This is a genomic window from Streptomyces sp. TLI_55, from assembly GCF_900206255.1.
GTDB classification, from domain to species: domain Bacteria; phylum Actinomycetota; class Actinomycetes; order Streptomycetales; family Streptomycetaceae; genus Streptomyces; species Streptomyces aquilus.
Genome location: NZ_OAOJ01000001.1, coordinates 1824452 through 1844591 on the forward strand (window position 1 = coordinate 1824452; position 20140 = coordinate 1844591).

Below are 20140 nucleotides of genomic sequence, written 5' to 3' on the forward strand. Positions count from 1 at the left end.
CGCTAGAGTGTGACAACGCCAAGGGCCGGCAACGCTCTCACCCCCGAGGGCACGCGAACCACCGGAGGGACCCGGGGTTCCGCTTTCCCTGGACGAAGGACAAAGGAGTCGCGGGTGTCCAGCTCCGACATCTTCATCGGCGAGACCATCGGTACCGCCATACTCATCCTGCTCGGCGGTGGCGTGTGCGCCGCCGTCACGCTGAAGGCCTCCAAGGCCCGTAACGCCGGTTGGCTCGCCATCACCTTCGGGTGGGGTTTCGCCGTTCTCACGGCCGTCTACACCTCCGCGCCCCTGTCCGGCGCACACCTGAACCCGGCCGTGACCCTCGCGCTCGCGCTGAAGAAGAACGGCATCTCCTGGAGTGACGTCCCGGTCTACTGGGGCGGGCAGCTGCTCGGCGCCATGATCGGTGCGGCTCTGGTCTGGATCGCCTACTACGGCCAGTTCCACGCGCACCTCACCGACAAGGAGATCGTCGGCGGTCCGGGCGCGCAGTCCACCAAGACCAAGGCCGTCGAGGCACAGGAGCAGGGCGCCGGCCCGGTCCTGGGCATCTTCTCCACCGGTCCGGAGATCCGGGTCGCCTGGCAGAACGTCGCCACCGAGGTCATCGGCACCATCGTGCTGGTCCTCGCCGTCCTCACGCAGGGCCTCAACGGCGACGGCAAGGGCCTGGGCACCCTGGGCGCCCTGATCACCGCCCTCGTCGTCGTCTCCATCGGTCTGTCCCTCGGTGGCCCGACCGGTTACGCGATCAACCCGGCCCGTGACCTCGGTCCGCGTATCGTGCACGCCCTCCTGCCCCTGCCCAACAAGGGTGGCTCCGACTGGAGCTACGCCTGGGTCCCGGTCGTCGGTCCGCTGATCGGCGGCGCGATCGCTGCGGGCATCTACAACGTCGCTTTCGCTTAGAAGCAGCACTCCTAGCAAGCACGCGTAGCAAGCACTCGTAGCAAGCAGCCGTAGACAGACCGCTTATCCACGGAACCTCAGGAGCACACCGTGACCGACGCCCACACCGCCGGCCCCTTCATCGCCGCGATCGACCAGGGCACGACCTCTTCCCGCTGCATCGTCTTCGACCGCGACGGCCGTATCGTCTCCGTCGACCAGAAGGAGCACGAGCAGATCTTCCCGAAGCCGGGCTGGGTCGAGCACAACGCCAACGAGATCTGGACCAACGTCCAGGAAGTCGTCGCCGGAGCCATCCAGAAGGCCGGCATCACCCGGGACGACATCAAGGCCATCGGTATCACCAACCAGCGTGAGACCACGCTGCTGTGGGACAAGAACACCGGTGAGCCCGTCCACAACGCCATCGTCTGGCAGGACACCCGCACCGACGCCCTGTGCAAGGAGCTCGGCCGCAACGTCGGGCAGGACCGTTTCCGCCGTGAGACGGGTCTGCCGCTGGCGAGCTACTTCGCCGGGCCCAAGGCCCGCTGGCTGCTGGACAACGTCGAGGGCCTGCGCGAGCGCGCCGAGGCCGGCGACATCCTGTTCGGCACCATGGACACCTGGGTCATCTGGAACCTGACGGGCGGTGTCAACGGCGGCAAGCACTACACCGACGTCACCAACGCCTCCCGCACCCTGCTGATGAACCTCCACACCCTGGAGTGGGAAGAGAAGATCGCCGAGTCCATCGGCGTGCCGCTGTCGATGCTCCCGGAGATCCACTCCTCCGCCGAGGTCTACGGCGAGGTCACCGGCGGCAAGCTGGGCGACCTGCTCGGCGGCATCCCGGTCGCCTCGGCGCTCGGTGACCAGCAGGCGGCCCTGTTCGGCCAGACCTGTTTCGCCGAGGGCGAGGCCAAGTCGACGTACGGCACCGGCACCTTCCTGCTGATGAACACCGGAGAGAAGCCGGTCAACTCGTACAACGGCCTGCTCACCACGGTCGGCTACCGGATCGGCGACCAGAAGGCGGTCTACGCCCTCGAGGGCTCGATCGCCGTCACCGGTTCGCTGGTGCAGTGGATGCGCGACCAGATGGGCCTGATCTCCACCGCCGCCGAGATCGAGACGCTCGCGCTCTCGGTCGAGGACAACGGCGGCGCCTACTTCGTGCCGGCCTTCTCCGGTCTGTTCGCCCCGTACTGGCGCTCCGACGCCCGCGGTGTGATCGCCGGCCTGACCCGGTACGTCACCAAGGCGCACCTCGCGCGCGCCGTCCTGGAGGCCACGGCCTGGCAGACCCGTGAGATCACCGACGCCATGACCAAGGACTCCGGTGTCGAGCTCGCGGCCGTCAAGGTCGACGGCGGTATGACCTCCAACAACCTGCTGATGCAGACCCTCGCCGACTTCGTGGACGCCCCCGTGGTCCGTCCGATGGTCGCCGAGACCACCTGCCTCGGTGCCGCCTACGCCGCCGGTCTCGCCGTCGGCTTCTGGACCAGCACCGACGACCTGCGCGCCAACTGGCGCCGAGCCGCCGAGTGGACCCCCAACATGGCCGCGGAGAAGCGCGACCGTGAGTACAAGAGCTGGCTCAAGGCCGTCGAGCGGACCATGGGCTGGCTCGAGGACGAGGAGAGCTGAAGGCCTCCCCCCTCCGGCATCTCTGATGAGGAGTAAGAACCCGAAATGACCAGTCAGTCCACCCTCCAGTCCGTGCCTGCCCTCGGTACGCGCCCGGCCTCCGGCTCCAACCCGAGCCGCGCCGAGACCCGGGAGCAGCTCGCCAAGGCGTCGTACGACCTTCTCGTGATCGGCGGCGGCATCCTGGGCATCTCCACCGCCTGGCACGCCGCGCAGTCCGGCCTGAGGGTGGCTCTGGTCGACGCCGGTGACTTCGCCGGCGCCACCTCCTCCGCCTCCTCCAAGCTTCTCCACGGCGGTCTGCGCTACCTGCAGACCGGCGCGGTGAAGCTGGTGGCGGAGAACCACTTCGAGCGCCGTGCGGTCTCCCGCCAGGTGGCTCCCCACCTGGCGAACCCGCTCACGTTCTACCTGCCCGTGTACAAGGGCGGGCCGCACGGCGCGGCGAAGCTCGGGGCGGGCGTCTTCGCCTACTCCGCGCTCTCCGCGTTCGGTGACGGCGTCGGCCACCTCCTGTCCCCCGCGAAGGCGGCGCAGGACGTGCCCGAGCTGCGCACCGACAACCTCAAGGCCGTCGCGGTCTACGGCGACGACCAGATGAACGACGCCCGCATGGCGCTGATGACGGTCCGCGCGGCCGTCGAGGCGGGCGCGGTCGTCCTGAACCACGCCGAGGTGACCGGCCTGCGCTTCACCCGGGGCCGGGTCACGGGCGCCGAGCTGCGTGACCGGCTGTCCGGCGACGAGTTCGGGGTCAACGCCCGGCTCGTGCTGAACGCGACCGGCCCGTGGGTCGACCACCTGCGCAAGATGGAGGACCCGAACGCGGCGCCCTCCATCCGCCTCTCCAAGGGCGCGCACCTGGTCCTGAAGCGGACCTCCCCGTGGAAGGCCGCGCTCGCGACCCCCATCGACAAGTACCGGATCACCTTCGCCCTCCCCTGGGAGGACATGCTCCTTCTCGGTACGACCGACGAGGAGTTCGAGGGCGACCCGGCGGACGTCAAGGTCACCGAGAAGGACACCGCGCAGATCCTCGACGAGGCCGCGTTCTCCATCCGGGACCAGCAGCTCGACCGTGACCTCATCACGTACGCCTTCGCGGGTCTGCGCGTGCTGCCGGGCGGGCCCGGTGACACCGCCAAGGCCAAGCGCGAGACGGTCGTGACCGAGGGCAAGGGCGGCATGCTGTCCGTCGCGGGCGGCAAGTGGACGACGTTCCGGCACATCGGCCGCACCGTCATGCAGAAGCTGGAGGCGCTGCCGGGCCACCCGCTGGGCGACGACTTCGAACCGATCTCGTCCCTGCCGAAGAAGCTCCCGCTGCCCGGTGTCGCCAACCCGCGCGCGGTCGCGCACCGCCTGCTGGTCGACAACCCGGCGCCGGGTCCGCGCATGGCCGCCGACACGGCCAAGCACCTGGCCACCCACTACGGCTCCCTCGCCTTCGACATCGCCCGGCTGGCGAACGAGAACCCGGAGCTGGGTGAGCGCGTCCACCCCGACGCCCCCGAGATCTGGGCGCAGGTCGTGTACGCCCGTGACACCGAGTGGGCCGAGACGGCGGACGACGTGCTGCGCCGCCGGACGACGCTGACGATCCGGGGTCTGGCCACGGACGAGGTCCGGGCGAAGGTGCAGGACCTGCTCGACAAGAAGTAGGCGCTTCGAGAAGCAGGCGCTACGACTCGAAGGGCGCGGCTCCTCCTGACGGGAGCCGGCCCGACCGAGGCCCGGCCCTCCTCCCCTATGGGGCCGGTACGCGAGAGGGGCGGCTCCACGCCGATGGAGCCGCCCCTCTCGCATGCCGCGTTGTCAGTGGCGGGTGCTTTCATGGGGCGCATGAACATCGAACGGGCCGTCCCCGAGGAACTCGCCGCGCTGCGCGAGGCGTTCGGCGTGGACGACGAGGGTGCCTCGGCGCTGGGGTGGGAGGCGGTGCACGCCTTCGAGGCGGAGCACGGCGTGGTGTTGCCGGAGCCGTACCGGACCTTCGTGGCGGAGGTGTCGGACGGGTCGTTCCAGGGGCCGCCGGAGTACGGGCTGGTGGGGCTGGCCGAGAGTGCCAAGGGGCAGGATCTGGGCCGTCCCTTCCCACTCGCCGAGCCCTGGATGTGGGAGGACGACGACGGAGGTCACGCGGACCCCGACGCCGTCGTCGAGCAGGTCGTCCACCAGGGGTCGCTGAACCTCGGCACGGACGGCTGCGGCATGGACTGGCACCTGGTCGTCACCGGCCCGCACCGCGGGCAGATATGGCAGGTCACCGATGTGGGCGCCCTGCCGTTCGGCGCGGAGTTCGGTCATACGACCGCCGCGCCCGGCTTCGCCGGGTGGGTGCGGCACTGGGCCGCCGGCCAGGAGTGGTTCGACGCCGAGTCAGCCCAGTGAGGTGACGGCCTCGCGGACGGCGGCCACGTCCCGCAGTTCCTCGCGGCGCACGATCAGTTCACGGCCCAGCAGCAGCGCCCTGCGGGACGCCGGTGCCGGGTCCGGGAGGGTCGTCAGGTCGGTCAGGTGGGCGAAGCCGATGATGCGGCGGATGATCTCCGTGCCCGCGTAGCCGACCGATTCCGTCCAGACGCGGCGCAGGAAGCGGTCCAGGTAGGTGTCGTCGAAGAAGGTGTCGACGCGGGTCGGCCAGAGGCGACGGAACTCCGTCTCGAAGGCCTCCCAGGAGAGCCGGAGTTGGTCGCCGTGGTCGCTCAGAGACCCCAGCGCCCGGGCCCGTTCCTCCGACACCAGCGCGTTGGCCCAGTACAGGCCGAGGTCGTAGCCGATCGGGCCGACGAAGGAGAACTCCGGGTCGAAGACCCGCACGACCGGGGCGCCTTCGCGGTCGCCGACCATGATGCTGCCGGTGTGCAGGTCGCCGTGGAGAAGGGCCTGGGCGCTGGTCATGAAGGTGTGCCGGAGGTCGGCGACCTCGGTGCGCAGGCGGGCGTCCGCGCGGAACTCCGCCGCCAGGTCGGCCACACCCTCGTGCCAGTGGTTGTGCTCGTGCTCGATGTACGGCTCGGAGAGGACCACGTCCTCGGTGATCTTGCACAGCTCGGGGCTGACCGAGGCCGCGATCAGGGCCTTGCGCTCGGCGGAGGGCATCCCGAAGTCGCTGGTGGCGAAGGAGAGCTGGGCCACGAACTCGCCCACCCGGGCCGAGGTGTCCGGGCCGTAGGCCGCGCCCTCGTTGAGGAGCGTGCGCAGGACCTCCAGGTCCGACATGTCCTCCATGACGAGGGCGTAGTTCTCGGGGTCGTAGCCGTGGATCGCCGGGATCTTGTCCGGGGCCACCTTGGCGACCTGGTCGTAGGCGCGGGCCTCGGCGTCGGCGCGGTCCGGGTTCATCGGCCAGGACGGGCCCGCCACGCGGACCCACGGCAGGGCCTGCTTCACGGCGAGGCTGTGGGTGCCGGCGGGCGAGGTCGCCAGGAAGACGCGGTTCATGTTGCCGTCGGAGACCTCGCGGACCTCCGGGTCGGCGGCCTCGTCCCAGTGGCCGCGCTCGCGCAGGTAGGCCGGGATGTCCTCGGTCTCCAGGATGCGGTAACCCATCGTGAACTCCCCTATGCGGTGCGGCGCTTGGACAGGGTGAAGCTGAAGACCAGGGCGAGGATGAGGACCGCGCCCTCGACGACGTCCTGGGTGTAGTACGGCAGGCCCTTGATGGTCAGGCCGGTGGTGATGATGCCGATCAGCACCGCGCCCAGGGCCGTGCCCCAGACGTTCGGTCGGCCCTTGCCGAGGACCGACGTGCCGACCAGGGCGACCGCCACGGCCTCCAGGAGCTGTGAGGTACCGGCCGACACGTCGCCCTGGCCGATGCGGGACGCCAGGATCAGGCCGCCGACGGAGGCGAGGACGCCGGACAGGACGTAGGCGAGGGCCCGGTACGCGCCGACGCGGATGCCGGCCAGCCGGGACGCCTCGGGGTTGGCGCCGATGGCGTAGAGCACCCGGCCCCAGCGGGTGCGGGCGAGGAAGACCCAGGCGGCGATGGTCAGCCCGCCGAAGACGAGGACGGAGATGGGGATGCCGAGGACCGTGCCGCGGTCGATCTTCAGGAAGCCCTCGGTGAACTTGCCGGGCGCGGTGGTGCCGTCGTCCAGGGTCATGCCGGGGGTGATGGACTGGCCGTCGACCAGGACGAGTTTGAGGCCCTGGACGATGAACAGCGTGCCGAGCGTCGCCAGCATGTCGGGGATCTTCAGTACGACGATCAGCAGGGCGTTGAGCAGGCCCACCACGGCGCCCGCCGCGAGCACCGCGACGATGGCGACGGTGCCGACCTGGTTGTAGACGACCATGGTCTGCGCGGCGACGGAGACGCCGAGGCCCGCGACCGCGCCGACGGACATGTCCATTCCGCCGACGGCCAGGGTGAGGGTGACGCCGAGGCCGAGGATGGCGGCGACGGAGACATAGCGCAGGGTGTCGAGGAGGGTCGCCGACTCACGGAAGGAGCCCTCGCTGAGCGCGAAGTAGAGGAAGAGGGCGACCGTCACGAAGATGAAGCCGTACTTGATGACGGCGTTCTGGACGCGCGCGGCCGGGGTGGCCGTGGTGGACGGGGTCGCCGTCTTCACCGGGGTGCTCTGGGCTGTGGTCATGGGGTGCTTCCTTCAGCGGCGGCGGGCGTCACACCGACGCCGAGATGGTCTGGATCACGCGGTCGCGTTCCGCGTCCTCGCCGTAGGCGTCGAGGTGGATCTCGCCGGCGGCCAGCACGACGACCCGGTCGGCGACCTCCAGCACCTCGTCGACGTCGGCGGACAGGACGAGCACGGCGGCGCCCTCGGCGGCCAGGGCGCGGGCACGGCGGCCGATGTCACGGCGGGCACCGATGTCCACTCCTCGGAACGGCTCGTCCAGGATGAGGACGCGAGGGGTCTCGGCGAGCCAGCGGCCGACGACGACCTTCTGCTGGTTGCCGCCGGACAGCTCCTCGACGGTGCTGTGCTCGTCGCGGGTGACGACACCGAGGGCGTCGATGGTGTCGCGGCCGAGGGCGTCCTCCTTGGCCGTGTTGACGAGACCGAGGCGGGACAGGGACTTCAGGAACGGCAGCGAGACGTTCTGGGCGAGGGACCAGCCGGGGACGAGGGCGTCGGCGTGCCGGTCCTCGGGGACCAGGTGGATGCCGGCGCGGATGGCGTCGGCGGGGCGGCGGGGCGCGTAGGGCCTGCCGTCGAGTTCGACGGTGCCCGACGTGAAGGGCTCGGCGCCGAACAGGCCGCGGGCCAGCTCGGTCTTGCCCGCGCCCAGCAGGCCGACGACGCCGGTGACCTCGCCTGTGCGGACATCCAGGTCCAGGGGCGTGCGGCCCTCGAAGAGACGTACCCCGCGCAGGGACAGCGCGACCTCACCGGCCGCGCCTTCCCGTACCGGCCGGGCCGTGGTCGCCTCGTGGGCCTGGGCGAGCATCGCGCGCAGGGCCGCGTCCCAGTCGAAGGGCTTGGCCTGGTCCTCGGTGAGACGGCCGTCCCGCAGGACGACCAGCCGGTCGGCGAGGGCGTCGATCTCGCCGAGGCGGTGGGAGACGTAGAGCACGGCGATGCCGTCGTCGCGCATCTTCTCGACGAGGGCGAAGAGGCGTTCCGCCTCGGCCGCCGACAGCGCGGAGGTCGGCTCGTCGAGGATGAGGAGGCGCGGGCGGGTGGCCAGGGCGCGGGCGAGGATGAGCAACTGACGGTCGGAGATGCCGAGTTCCGTGACGTCTCTCTTCAACAGCGCGTCGCTCCACCCCAGTTCCAGGCCCGCCTGGATCTCGCGGGCGCGGGCCAGGAGCTTCGCGCCGTTGAGGAAGGGGTTGCCGCGGCGCTGGGCGAGTTCCTCGAAGGCGAGGTTCTCGGCGACCGTGAGGCCGGGCACGATGCCCTCGCCGATGCGCTGGTGCACGGTCTGGATGCCCAACTGCCGGGCGGCCAGCGGCGACTGGAGGGCCGCGGGCTCCCCGGCGACCCGCACCTGGCCGCCGTGGTCGGTGTGCACGCCGGACAGGATCTTGATCAGCGTGGACTTGCCGGCGCCGTTCGCGCCGAGCAGCGCGACGACGCTGCCCGGCTCGATGTCCAGCGAGACGGACTCCAGGACCGTCTTGCCGGCGAAGGCCATGCTGACGTCGGTGAGAGCGACAGCAGGAGTCTTCGTCGTCTCAGTGGGCGACATTCGAGATCCAGTCCGCGGTCGAGACCTGGGACAGGTTCAGCGCCGGCAGCGCCTCGCGCAGCTGGTCCATGTTCTCGATCTTCTTCTCGCGCAGGAAGTCCTGGGTGATGGCGACGGCCGGGAACTCGACGGAGGTCTTGTTCAGCTGACCGGCCAGTTCCAGGGCGGTGGTGCGGACGACGGCGGCGCCGACGGCGGACGGGTCGGTGCCGGCGGTGGCGACCCAGGGGCTGCCGGCGGCGGTCATCTGCTGGATGTCGGCGTTGGAGACGTCCGCGCCGAAGACCTTCACCTTGTCCTGGAGCTTCTTGTTCTGCACGGCGAGGACGGTGCCCTTGGCGAGCTCGTCGTAGGGGGCGAAGACGCCGGCGACGTCGCCGTGCTGGGTGAGCGCGGCGGAGACGAGGGGAACGTTGTCGGTGGCCGTGGAGTCGGTGACCTTGCCGACCTTGAACTCCTGCTTCCAGCCCTGCGCGGCGAGTTCCTTCGCCCAGACGGTGTTGCGCTTGTCGAGGGCGGCGTATCCGGCCACGTTGACGTAGCCGACCTTGGCGTTCTTGCCGACCTTCTGGGCCATCACGTCGAGGACGGCCTGGGCCATGCTGGCGTCGTCCTGCTCGGTGGAGACGACGCCCTTGGTGGGGGTCTCGACGTCGTAGACGACGACCTTGATGCCCTTCTTCACGGCCTTGTCGATCTCCGGCTGGATGGTGGCCGGGAAGCCGTGGTCGATGATGATCGCCTTGGCGCCGGAGTTGATGGCCGAGGACAGGTCGGTGGCCTGCTTGGCGTTGTCGGCCTGGGCGTCGTACACGGTCAGGTCGATGCCGAGGGCCTTGGCCTGCGCCTTGGCGCCGTTGCCCCACTGCTCGAAGTAGTCGCCTGCGCCGCTCTGTCTGACCAGGGCGACCTTGACCGCGCCCGCGCTGAACGGGGCGGGCTTCTTGCCGGTGGCGGCCGATGCGGAGGCGGCGGTGTCGCCGGCGTCCTTGGAGGCGTCGCTCGACTGCGAGCAGCCGGAGAGCACGAGCGCGGAGACGGACGCGAGGGAGAGCGCGGCAAGGGGCAGACGGGTGCGGGACATGGTGGGGCTCCAGGTGCGGGGTGGTGCTGAGCGGATGAAGGGGGTGCCTGGCCCGGAGCGCGAGCAGAAGGGAATGCGCCACCGCCTAAGAAGGGCAGGGCGGGGCTCCGGGAGGGGTCAGCGACAGCTGGCGGTGGTCGTCCGGAGCAGGTCCACGTACAGCCGCCGTACGAGCAGCAGCGTCTTCATACGCAGATCATGAGAACGATTTCAGCCATCCGTCAAAGGTGTGGAAGCGGTTTCTCAGCAGGTGAGACAACGACTACGTCACACGCGATTGACCGGACATGGCGGGTTACCATCGCGGGACCGGCACCCGACCCGGCACAGTGAGGCCCCGATGACGACACCCCGTGCGAACGCGCTGCGTATGCCCTGCATGCGCCGCTGTTGTCGCGCGCTGTGTCGCGGCTGACCGACTGTCCCGCCGCGTTTCGCCGCCGTCCTCTTCCTCCCCCGCCGGTCCGGTGCTTGTCTCGGTATCCGGACTTTCCTTCCAGACTCCTGGAGTTGTTCCCATGACGCTGCTGACCACCTGGTCCGAGTCCGGCCCCGAGACGCAGGTCCGCCGCACCTCGGACCCCGCCGAGATCGCCGAGGCGCTCAAGCCGCTCGGTGTGCGCTACGAGCAGTGGCCGATCCGCGAGGACGTCCCCTTCGACGCGGACAGCGACACGGTGTTCGCCGCGTACGGCCCGGAGATCGAGAAGCTGAACGCCGAGGAGGGCTTCACCACCGTCGACGTCCTCGGCCTGCACCCCAGCGACGACCCGGAGTTCCCGGCGAAGGCGAAGGCCGCGCGCGAGAAGTTCCTCCAGGAGCACACGCACGACGACGATGACGAGGTCCGCTTCTTCGTCTCCGGCTCCGGCATCTTCTATCTGCACGTGAACGGCGAGGTGCACGCGGTCTTCTGCGAGAAGGGCGACCTGCTGGGCGTGCCGCGCGGCACCACCCACTGGTTCGACATGGGCACCAACCCGTCGTTCACCGCGATCCGCTTCTTCCACGAGGAGGACGGCTGGATCGGCAACTTCACCGGTTCGACGATCGCGTCCCGCTTCCCGGACTACGACACGATCGCGGCGGGCTACGAGGCGGACAAGGCCTCCGCATGAGTCTGTCGTACGACGTGGACGCCGTGGTGCTCGACATCGAGGGCACCACGAGCGCCACGGGCTTCGTCGTCGACGTCCTCTACCCCTACTCCCGCTCACGTTTCGGAGCACTGCTCTCCCAGCGCGGTGGTGATCCGGACGTCCAGCGGGCCGTCGCACAGGTCCGCGAGGAGCTCGGCGACCCGGACGCGGACGCGACGGCCGTCGAGAAGGCCCTCAACTCCTGGCTCGACGAGGACCGCAAGGCCACCCCGCTCAAGACCCTCCAGGGCATCATCTGGTCCGAGGGCTTCGCCCGCGGCGACCTCGTCTCGCACTTCTACGACGACGTCGTACCGCGTCTGCGCGCCTGGCACGCGGCGGGCCTCGGGCTGTACGTCTACTCGTCCGGGTCGGTGGCGGCGCAGCGGGCGTGGTTCACCAACAGCCCGGAGGGCGACCTGACGTCCCTCGTCTCGGGGCTGTACGACACCGAGAACGCGGGCCCCAAGCAGGAGCCGGAGTCGTACCGCCGTATCGCGGAGGCGACCGGCGTCGAGCCGTCGAGGCTCCTCTTCCTCTCCGACCGCCCCGGCGAGCTGGACGCGGCCCGCGCGGCCGGCTGGCACGCGGTCGGCATCCGGCGGCCCGGGGAGCCGTACTACGAGCAAGGCGTCGGCGACCACGCGCAGGCGGGGACGTTCGACGAGATCACCGTTTCCAGGAGCACCACATGACCGCTGAGATCAGCGCACTCGATCTGGAGGAGGCGGGGGCGGTCCTCGCCGCCGAGTCCGCCCGCTTCGCCTCCTTCGGCTGGATGCGGGGCACCTCCGGCAACCTGTCCGTGGTGCTCACCCGTGACCCGCTGCGCCTCGCGGTCACCGCGAGCGGCCACGACAAGGGTGAACTGACGCCCGCCGACGTGGTGTTGGTGGACGGGCAGGGGGCGGCCGTGCAGGGTGGCAAGCCGTCCGCCGAGGCCGAGCTGCACGCCCGGGTCGCCGCGCTGACCGGGGCCGGGGCCGTGGTGCACGTCCACACTGTGGCGTCCGTGGCCATGGGGCGACGCGAGCCGGGCGGGATCGTTTTCAGGGACCTGGAGATGCTGAAGGGCGTCGGGCAGCCCGCGCACGACGTCGAGGTGACGCTGCCGGTCATCGCCAACAGCCAGGACATGAAGGTGCTCGGGGACCGGCTGGAGGCGGCGCGGGACCCGCGGATGCCGGCGGTGGTGGTCGCGGGGCACGGCCTCTATGTCTGGGGCGACAGTCCGAAGCAGGCCCGGCACCACACCGAAGTGGTGGAGTGGCTGCTGGAGTTGGAGCTGTCGCAGCGCTGAGCACAGAAAAAGGGACCCCCTGGGATCAGGGGGTCCCTTTCCGTCTACTTCAGGTGATCCCCGGGCAGTTGACCGGCGGAGACCTCCAGCACGCCCCGCTCCGTCACGAGCCCCGTCACCAGCCGCCCCGGCGTCACGTCGAACGCGGGGTTGTGGCCGCGTGACTCGGCGGGTGCCGTGCGCACCCCGCCCCACTCCAACACCTCGGCCTCACCGCGGAGTTCGATGTGGATGTCGTCGCCGGTCTTGGTGGCGAGGTCGACCGTCGTCGTCGGCGCGGCCACCAGGAACGGGATGCCGGCGTCGGCGCAGGCGAGGGCGACGCCCACGGTGCCGACCTTGTTGGCGGTGTCGCCGTTGGCGGCGATGCGGTCCGCGCCGACGATCGCCGCGTCGACCTCGCCGCGCAGGATGGTGCCGGCGGCGGCCCCGTCGGCCTGGACGTAGTGCGGTATGCCCTCCTGGACCAACTCCCAGGCGGTGAGCCGGGATCCCTGGAGCAGCGGGCGCGTCTCGTCGGCGTACACGACCTCCAGGCGCCCGCGGGCGTGGAGTTCACGGATGACGCCGAGTGCCGTGCCCCAGCCGGCGGTCGCGAGGGCGCCGGTGTTGCAGTGGGTCAGGATGCGCAACGGCCGGTCCTCGCCGACCATTTCGAGCAGCCAGTCGGCGCCGAAGGCACCCATCGCGCGGTTCGCCTCGACGTCCTCGCGCTGGACGGCGGCGGCTTCCTCCAGTACCGCGTCGAGACCTTCGTCGAAGCGGGTCATGACGCGGTCCACGCACACCATGAGGTTGACGGCGGTGGGGCGGGCCGCGCGGACCCGGGCGACGGCGGCACGCACCTCGTCCTGGGACCAGCCCTCGCGCTCCCCCTCGATGAGCGCGAGCGCGACACCGTACGCGCCGGCCGCGCCGATGGCCGGAGCGCCGCGCACCACGAGGCGTTGGATCGCGTCGACCAGGGTGTCCACATCGTGGACATCCAGCGTCTCGGTACGCTGCGGCAGCAGCGTCTGGTCGATGAGGGCGAGGCTCTCCCCGGTCCACTCGACCGCGCGCAATTCCTGGGGCATATCGGGACACTCCTGATGTTCCGGTGGTCTCCGCCACCGTACATGACCTGCACGAACCATAGTTCGAGACAGTCGAGCAGATGTCCGGAAACGGATGCTACTGTCCAGCGATCAGTCCGCAGACCGAGACGAAGGAGGAAAGATCGTGCTGCTGACCAAGCGCCGTTTCCTCGACTTCGGCCGGTGTGCCGGCGACGGCTGTCGACGCTGACCCCGTCCCCGCAGCGTCACCCCACCCATCACCCCCACGCGCTCCCGGCGGAGCGCGTATCGCCGTATCCGGAAGGCCTCCCCCGATGCTCCGCAGATCCCGCCGTACGCTCCAGGTCGCCGCCACCACCGCGCTGATCGTCACCGCGGCCACCGCCTGCAACGCCGCCGCGAAGGACGACTCCGGCAGCGCGAGCGCGGGCAGCAAGACGTCCTTCACGCTGGTCACCCCGGACGCCGTCGGCCAGAACGAGTTCCTCAAGCTCGCCGTCAGCGGCATCAAGTCCGCGGCGAAGAAGCACGACGGCTCACAGAAGGTCTACGAGTCCACGGACACCGCCTCCCAGCAGCAGAACGTGCAGGCCGCGGTCGACGCCAAGCCGGACGTCATCGTGCTGGTGGGCTTCGAGTTCGCCGACATCGTCGCGCAGCAGGCCCAGAAGAACCCGAAGCAGCAGTTCCTGATCATCGACGCCTGCACCACGAAGACCTTCAAGAACGTCAGCTGCGCGGTCTTCCGTGAGCACGAGGGCGTCTTCCTCGCGGGCGCCGAGGCGGGCCTGCTCAGCAAGTCGGGCAAGGTCGGCGCGGTCGACGTCCTCGACACGCCCCAGTTCCGCCGCTACAGCGACCCGTTCGCGGCCGGCGCCAAGAAGGTCGCGCCGAAGACCACCACCGACACGCGCTTCGTCGGCGGCCAGTCCCCCTTCGACGACTCGGCGCGCGCCAAGGAGCAGGCGGGCACCCTGCTCGCCAAGGGGTACGACCAGCTGATGGCGGCCGCGGCGGCCGGCAACTACGGCGTCTTCGAGGCCGCGAAGGCCAAGGGCGCCTACGCGTACGGCGTCGACGTCAACCAGTGCACCTCGGCGCCCGGCACGGTCGTCGACAACGTGATCAAGCGCACGGACGTGGCCGTGGAGAAGGGCATCGAGTCGGTGCTCGACGGCAAGGCGGGCACGACCGTCTCCTACGGCCTCAAGGAGGGCGGCATCAGTCTGACCGGCCTGGAGGACGGCGTCGCGACGTCGAAGTGCGTCATCGCCGACCACACGGACGTCCTCGCGAAGGTCAAGGAACTGCGCGACCAGATCGTGTCCGGGAAGCTGACGGTCGATGACCCCGCCGCAAGCTGATCCGGCGGTCGAGCTCCGGGGAATCACCAAGCGGTTCCCCGGCACGCTCGCCAACGACGCCGTGGACCTGACCGTCCGGCGCGGCGAGATCCACGCCCTCATGGGCGAGAACGGCGCGGGCAAGTCCACGCTCATGTCGATCCTGTACGGCATGACGCGCGCCGACGCCGGTTCGGTCCGGGTCGACGGGCGCGAGGCGGACTTCGCCAGCCCCAGCGACGCGATGGCCGCCGGACTCGGCATGGTCCACCAGAGCTTCAAGCTGTTCGACTCGCTGAGCGTGGCCGAGAACGTCGTCTACGCCGCCGAGCCGCGCCGCTTCGGCCTGGTGGACCGGGCCGCGGCCCGCCGCCGGGTGCGTGCGCTCGCCGAGGAGCACGGCCTGGCCGTGGACCCGGACGCACGCGTCGGCGACCTGCCCGTGGGCCTGCGTCAGCGCGTCGAGATCCTCAAGCTGCTGCACCGCGGCGCCCGCACGCTGATCCTCGACGAGCCGACGGCGGTGCTCACGCCCGCCGAGGCGGACGCGCTGTTCGCCGTCCTCAAGTCGCTGGCCGCGCAGGACCGTACGGTGATCCTCGTCACGCACAAGCTGCGCGAGGTCCTCGAAGGCAGCGACCGGGTGACCGTGCTGCGGGACGGCCGGGTGGTGGCCCGCCTGGTCACCGCGGAGACCTCCGCGGACGAGATCGCGGCCGCGATGACCGGCCGCGCGGTCGAACTGGACCGCATCCACGCCCCGGGGACGCCGGGTGACGTGGTCCTGAGCGTGGCCGGCCTCACCACCGACGGGGTGCGCGAGGCTTCGCTCACGGTGCGGGCGGGCGAGATCGTCGGCATCGCGGGCGTCGCGGGCAACGGCCAGAGCGAGCTGATCGAGGCGCTGGCCGGACTGCGGCCGACCACTGGGGGACGCGTTTCCCTGCTCGACGCCGACATCACCCACGCCTCGGCCACCGAACGCCGCCTCAAGGGGCTGGCGTACGTCCCCGAGGACCGCCACGCGGTCGGTACGGCACCTGCCGCGTCCGTCGCCGAGAACCTCGCGATGGGACATCACCGTACGTCGCTGTCGTCCCGCGGGCTGCTGGCGCCGGCCGGAGTCCGGGCGCACGCACGGCAGTTGATCGACCGCTTCGGCATCAAGGCGTCGGCGCCAGAGGCACCGGCTTCCGCCCTGTCCGGCGGCAATCTCCAGAAGCTGCTCATCGGCCGTGAACTCGCCCATGAGGCGCCGCTGTTGCTCGTCGAGCAGCCGACCCGCGGGGTCGACATCGGTGCCATCCAGAACATCCACGACCAGCTGATCGCCTACCGCGACGCCGGTCACGCCGTGCTCCTCGTCTCGGCCGAACTGAGCGAGATCCGGGGCCTGGCGGACCGGGTGCTGGTGATGTACGAGGGCCGGATCACGGCGTCGTACGGCAAGGACGAGGCGGACGAGCGGACGCTGGGTCTCGCGATGGCGGGCGGCCAGGTCACCGTGGAGGCCGTCGACCGGCATGAACAATCGGATGTCGCCTGACATGAACGACCGGATATCGGGAGCCCTGCGCTCCCCCATCACCTTCTCCGTGCTCGCGGGCGTCCTCGTCGGCGCCCTCTTCCTGGTCGGCACCGGCGCGGACCCGATCGCGGCCTACGAGGCGGTCCTCACCGGCTCGCTCGGCGCCGACGGCATCGGCTCCACGCTGACGACCGGCACCAGCGTGCTCGGCATGGCGCTCGCGCTGGCGATCCCGCTGCGGGCCGGGCTCATCAACCTGGGCGGCGACGGCCAGATGGTCCTCGGCGGCATCACAGCGGCCGTGACCGGCCTGTACTCACCGCTGCCGGCGCCCCTCACCGTCGTCCTCGCCCTCCTCGCGGGCATGGCGGCCGGTGCCCTCTACGCCGCCCTGGCCGCCCTGTGCGAGAACCACTTCGGTGTCCCTCTGCTGGTCAGCAGCCTGCTGCTGAGCTACCCGGCGGTGTCGCTCGCCTCCTACCTGGCGCGCTACCCGCTCAAGGAGCCCGGCTCCAGCCTCCCCCAGACCCGTGCCCTGCCGGACGGGGTCGCGCTGCCCGCGTTCGGCGACTCCACGGTCACCTGGGGGCTGGTCCTGGTCGTCCTCGCGGCGGCCGCCTACTGGTTCACGGACCGGCGGACCGCGATCGGGTACGAGATCCGCATGACCGGTCTCAACGCGCGCTTCTCGGCCTACGCGGGCGTCGAACGCCGGGGCCTGACACTGAAGTTGATGTCCGTGTCGGGCGCGACCGCCGGACTCGTGGGCGCCATCGGGGTGTTGAGCTTCCCCTACCGTTTCGTGGACGGCTCGCTGACCGCACCGGGCTACACCTGGACGGGACTCACCGCCGCGCTGCTGGCGACGGCCGCCCCGCTGGGCACGGTCGTCGCGTCCTTCTTCTTCGCCGTCCTCCAGGTCGGCGGTCTGGCGATGGAGCGGACGACGGAGGTGCCGCGCGAACTGACGCAGGTGCTCCAGGCGATCGTGATCGTGTTCCTCGCGGCCCGACTGCGCTTCCCCAGCCGGTGGTTCAACCGTCGTAAGGAGGCGGTGTGATGTTCTTCGACTCCGATCTCCTGATGTCGGCGCTGCGCGCGCTGACCCCGATCCTGCTGGCCGCGCTGGGCGGTGCGATCTGCGAGCGGGCGGGGGTCTTCAACATCGGCCTCGAAGGCATGATGCTGATGGGCTGCTTCACGGCCGTGGCGACGAGCTGGTTCACCGGGAGCCCGTGGCTGGGCGTGCTGGCGGCGGCGCTCGCGGCCGCGGCCTACTCGCTGATCCTGGCCGTCGGGACCGTGACGCTCCGCGGAGACGCGGTGGTTCTCGGCGTGGCCATGAACCTCCTCGCCGTGGGCCTCACCAGCTTCCTGCTGCGTACGATCTTCGGTGTTCAGGGCACTTTTGACGACCCGTCACTCGCCGGGCTGCCGTTGATCGGCGGTCTGAGTCCGCTCGCCTATCTGTCGTGGGCGGCGGTCGCGGTGGCCGCGGTCATGCTGTCCCGGCATGTGTGGGGCCTTCGGCTGCGCGGGGTCGGCGAGGCGCCGGACGCGGCGGCCACCCTCGGGGTGAGCCCAGCGAAGTACAAGTACGCGGCCGTCCTGCTCTCCGGCGTCCTGTGCGGACTGGCCGGTGCCCAACTCGCGCTCGGCAACGTCACGTTGTTCACCGAGAACATGACCGCGGGCCGCGGCTGGATCGCCGTCGTCGCCGTCATGCTCGGCCGCGCCCTGCCGCTGGGCGTCCTGCTCGCCGCGCTGCTCTTCGGCCTCGCCGAGGCGGCCGGCTTCCGCCTCCAGGGCCTCGGTCTGCCCCAACAGGCCACCGACGCCGCGCCGTACGTCGTCACGCTCGGCGCCCTCTTCCTCACCACGGCACGCCGTCGTCGCCGTGTCCGTCCGTCGTCCACCGGAGTCGCCTCATGACGCAGGACCTGCTGCCCATCACCCGCATACCCCGCACCGGCCTGCCGGCCCACGCGGTCGTCGTCGGCGACCCGGCGCGCGCCGCGGCCGTCGCCGCGCTGCTCGACGGCGCCGAGGAGGTGTCGTACCACCGCGAATACCGTGTGTTCAGCGGCAGTTGGAAAGGCCTGCCGGTCGTCGTCGCCTCGCACGGGGTGGGCGGTCCGGGCGCGATCCTGCTGTTCCAGGAGCTCGCGGACGCGGGCGTGCGGGTGCTGCTGCGGTTCGGTACGGCGGGGGCGATGAAGCCGGGGATCGCCGACGGCGACCTCGTCATCGCCGAGGCGGCGGTCCGCGACGACGGGGTCACCCAGCAGTTGCTGCCGCCGGAGTACCCGGCGGTCTCCTCCCCCGAGGCCGTCTTCGCGCTCCAGCGCGCGGCCCGCGAGGCGGACGCCCCGCACCACCGGGGCGTCGTCTGGACCCGCGCGGCCTTCCAGCCCGGCCTGCTGCCGATGTTCTCCTACGACGGTGCCGGCCTCGCCGCCATCGAGATGGAGCTCTCCGCCCTGCTGGTCACGGCGTCGCTGCGCGGACTGGTCGCGGGTGGCGTGCTGGTGGTCGACGGGGCGAACGCGGACGAGCTGGTGGACGAGGCCGGCACCAGCGTCTACGACCCGCACCGTGACGTGGTCGCGGCCGGTGTCGAGAAGGGGGCGGTCGTGTCGCTGGAGGCGTTGCGGCTGCTGGCCGAGGAGTACGGGCTGTGAGCATCGATCTGCTGGTGCACGGCGGTGACGTGCTGACCGTCGACGAGGCCGGGACCGTCGTACGGGACGGGGCGGTCGCGGTCCACGAGGGCGAGATCGTCGCCGTCGGCCCTGCCGAGGAGCTGAAAGCGCGATTCACAGCCGCCGAGCGCATTGACGCGGCGGGCTGTCTCGTCCTCCCGGGTCTGGTCAACACGCACACCCACCTCGCGATGACCCTCCTGCGCGGTCTCGCCGACGACGTCACCCTCCAGGGGTTCCTGGAGCGGGTGCTGCCCGCCGAGGCCCGGCTGCTGGCGCCGAAGAACGTGGCGGCAGCGGTGCGGCTCGCGGTCGCCGAGAGCGTCCGGGCCGGAGTGACCTCCGCGCTCGACATGTACTGGTTCCACGAGGCGGCCGAGCAGGCGGCCCGTGAGGCGGGCTGGCGGCTGCACACCGGGCCCACCTTCATGGACGTACCCGAGCCGCCGGACGCGATCGTGTACGAGGACCGGCTGGAGTGGGCGCGCCGGGATCTGGTGGCGCGCGGCCCGGCCCGCCCCGGCCACCGGCCCGTGGTGTTCGCGCACTCGACGTACACGCTCTCCCCCGACCAGCTCGTCGAGATCTTCGCCCTGGCACGGGAGTTCGGCGCCCTGATCCACATCCACGCGGCCGAGAACGCCACCGAGGTCGCCACGGTCGAGGTCAAGTACGGCAAGCGGCCGGTGGAGTTGCTGGACTCGCTCGGGCTGCTCGGTGACGACGTGCTGCTCGCGCACGCCGTGGATCTGACCGGCCCGGAGATCGCGGTGCTGGCCCGCACCGGCACCTCGGTCGCCCACTGTCCCGTCTCCAACCTGAAGTTGGGCTGCGGGATCGCGCCGGTGCCGCGGCTGCTGAGCGCCGGGGTGACCGTCGGGCTCGGCACGGACGGGGCCGTCAGCTCCAACACGCTGGATGTGCTGGGGGCGGTGCGGCAGGCGGCGCTCGTGCACAAGGCGGGCGGCGACCCCACCCTCGTCGGCGCCGAACAGGCCGTACGGATGGCGACGATCGAGGGTGCGCGGGCGCTCGGGCTCGGGGAGCAGTTGGGCTCCCTGGAGGCGGGCAAGCGGGCCGACCTCGTCGTCCTCGACCTGAACGCCCCGCATCTGCGGCCGCCGCACGACCCGTGGTCGACGCTCGCCTACGCGGCGCACTCGGCGGATGTCCGGGACACCGTGGTCGACGGGCGGGTGCTGATGCGGGACCGCGTGCTGACGACGCTGGACGAGCCGGCCGTGATCGCCGACCTGGAAGCACTGGTCTGACCG

General features: G+C 70.9%; 18 protein-coding genes. 13 read left to right on the top strand and 5 right to left on the bottom strand.

All coding sequences use genetic code 11. The features are described from left to right. Nucleotides 1-114: 114 nt before the first annotated feature. The 4 genes from CRP56_RS08490 to CRP56_RS08505 all read left to right on the top strand — a co-directional run bounded on the left by CRP56_RS08490 (nt 115) and on the right by CRP56_RS08505 (nt 4938). The gene (locus tag CRP56_RS08490) at nt 115-915 is read left to right on the top strand and encodes an MIP/aquaporin family protein (RefSeq protein ID WP_097261823.1); all 801 of its coding nucleotides are present in this window, start codon (nt 115-117) and stop codon (nt 913-915) included. Nucleotides 916-1005: 90 nt separating this feature from the next. Next, nucleotides 1006-2547, top strand: coding sequence for a glycerol kinase GlpK (gene glpK, locus CRP56_RS08495; RefSeq protein ID WP_097261825.1), 1542 nt, complete (start codon nt 1006-1008; stop codon nt 2545-2547). A gap of 45 nt (nt 2548-2592) precedes the next feature. Further along, the gene (locus CRP56_RS08500; protein WP_097261827.1) at nt 2593-4209 is read left to right on the top strand and encodes a glycerol-3-phosphate dehydrogenase/oxidase; all 1617 of its coding nucleotides are present in this window, start codon (nt 2593-2595) and stop codon (nt 4207-4209) included. A gap of 180 nt (nt 4210-4389) precedes the next feature. Continuing rightward, nucleotides 4390-4938, top strand: coding sequence for an SMI1/KNR4 family protein (locus tag CRP56_RS08505; RefSeq protein ID WP_097273848.1), 549 nt, complete (start codon nt 4390-4392; stop codon nt 4936-4938). Here CRP56_RS08505 and mtnK read toward each other — a convergent pair. The 4 genes from mtnK to CRP56_RS08525 are packed head-to-tail and all read right to left on the bottom strand — an operon-like array spanning nt 4927 to nt 9796. Beyond that, nucleotides 4927-6099: an S-methyl-5-thioribose kinase gene (gene mtnK / locus CRP56_RS08510; protein WP_097261829.1), complete on the bottom strand. Its 1173-nt coding sequence runs from the start codon at nt 6097-6099 to the stop codon at nt 4927-4929. The genes CRP56_RS08505 and mtnK overlap by 12 nt on opposite strands. Before the next feature lie 11 nt (nt 6100-6110). Beyond that, nucleotides 6111-7154, bottom strand: coding sequence for an ABC transporter permease (locus tag CRP56_RS08515; RefSeq protein ID WP_097261831.1), 1044 nt, complete (start codon nt 7152-7154; stop codon nt 6111-6113). Nucleotides 7155-7182: 28 nt separating this feature from the next. Next, nucleotides 7183-8712 carry a sugar ABC transporter ATP-binding protein gene (locus CRP56_RS08520; protein WP_097261833.1) on the bottom strand — a complete coding sequence of 510 codons (1530 nt, stop codon included), beginning with the start codon at nt 8710-8712 and terminating at the stop codon, nt 7183-7185. Then, entirely contained in the window at nt 8699-9796 is a 1098-nt protein-coding gene (locus CRP56_RS08525; protein ID WP_097261834.1) for a substrate-binding domain-containing protein, read from the bottom strand. Before CRP56_RS08525 ends, CRP56_RS08520 begins: the two co-directional genes overlap by 14 nt. A 518-nt stretch (nt 9797-10314) precedes the next feature. Between CRP56_RS08525 and CRP56_RS08530 the strand changes: the two genes are divergently transcribed. The 3 genes from CRP56_RS08530 to mtnB are packed head-to-tail and all read left to right on the top strand — an operon-like array spanning nt 10315 to nt 12235. Further along, a complete protein-coding gene (locus tag CRP56_RS08530) occupies nt 10315-10914 on the top strand; it encodes a 1,2-dihydroxy-3-keto-5-methylthiopentene dioxygenase (protein ID WP_059196555.1) in 600 nt (199 codons plus the stop codon). After that, the gene (gene mtnC, locus CRP56_RS08535) at nt 10911-11630 is read left to right on the top strand and encodes an acireductone synthase (protein ID WP_097261836.1); all 720 of its coding nucleotides are present in this window, start codon (nt 10911-10913) and stop codon (nt 11628-11630) included. The genes CRP56_RS08530 and mtnC overlap by 4 nt, the downstream gene beginning before the upstream one ends. Further along, nucleotides 11627-12235, top strand: coding sequence for a methylthioribulose 1-phosphate dehydratase (gene mtnB / locus CRP56_RS08540; protein ID WP_097261839.1), 609 nt, complete (start codon nt 11627-11629; stop codon nt 12233-12235). The genes mtnC and mtnB overlap by 4 nt, the downstream gene beginning before the upstream one ends. Before the next feature lie 44 nt (nt 12236-12279). Here the strand turns inward: mtnB and mtnA are convergent, their stop codons facing one another. Continuing rightward, nucleotides 12280-13311: an S-methyl-5-thioribose-1-phosphate isomerase gene (gene mtnA, locus CRP56_RS08545; protein WP_097261841.1), complete on the bottom strand. Its 1032-nt coding sequence runs from the start codon at nt 13309-13311 to the stop codon at nt 12280-12282. Nucleotides 13312-13607: 296 nt separating this feature from the next. Between mtnA and CRP56_RS08550 the strand changes: the two genes are divergently transcribed. The 6 genes from CRP56_RS08550 to CRP56_RS08575 are packed head-to-tail and all read left to right on the top strand — an operon-like array spanning nt 13608 to nt 20137. Continuing rightward, complete coding sequence (locus tag CRP56_RS08550; protein WP_097261843.1) at nt 13608-14657, top strand: BMP family ABC transporter substrate-binding protein; 1050 nt, start codon at nt 13608-13610, stop codon at nt 14655-14657. Continuing rightward, nucleotides 14638-16182 (top strand): ABC transporter ATP-binding protein, encoded by a 1545-nt coding sequence (locus CRP56_RS08555; protein ID WP_097261845.1) that lies wholly within the window; start codon nt 14638-14640, stop codon nt 16180-16182. The genes CRP56_RS08550 and CRP56_RS08555 overlap by 20 nt, the downstream gene beginning before the upstream one ends. Further along, nucleotides 16172-17224, top strand: coding sequence for an ABC transporter permease (locus tag CRP56_RS08560; protein WP_257040269.1), 1053 nt, complete (start codon nt 16172-16174; stop codon nt 17222-17224). Before CRP56_RS08555 ends, CRP56_RS08560 begins: the two co-directional genes overlap by 11 nt. Beyond that, the gene (locus CRP56_RS08565; protein ID WP_097261849.1) at nt 17224-18096 is read left to right on the top strand and encodes an ABC transporter permease; all 873 of its coding nucleotides are present in this window, start codon (nt 17224-17226) and stop codon (nt 18094-18096) included. The genes CRP56_RS08560 and CRP56_RS08565 overlap by 1 nt, the downstream gene beginning before the upstream one ends. Then, complete coding sequence (locus tag CRP56_RS08570) at nt 18093-18845, top strand: nucleoside phosphorylase (protein ID WP_097261851.1); 753 nt, start codon at nt 18093-18095, stop codon at nt 18843-18845. The genes CRP56_RS08565 and CRP56_RS08570 overlap by 4 nt, the downstream gene beginning before the upstream one ends. Next, a complete protein-coding gene (locus CRP56_RS08575) occupies nt 18842-20137 on the top strand; it encodes an amidohydrolase (RefSeq protein WP_097261853.1) in 1296 nt (431 codons plus the stop codon). Before CRP56_RS08570 ends, CRP56_RS08575 begins: the two co-directional genes overlap by 4 nt. Nucleotides 20138-20140 lie beyond the last annotated feature (3 nt).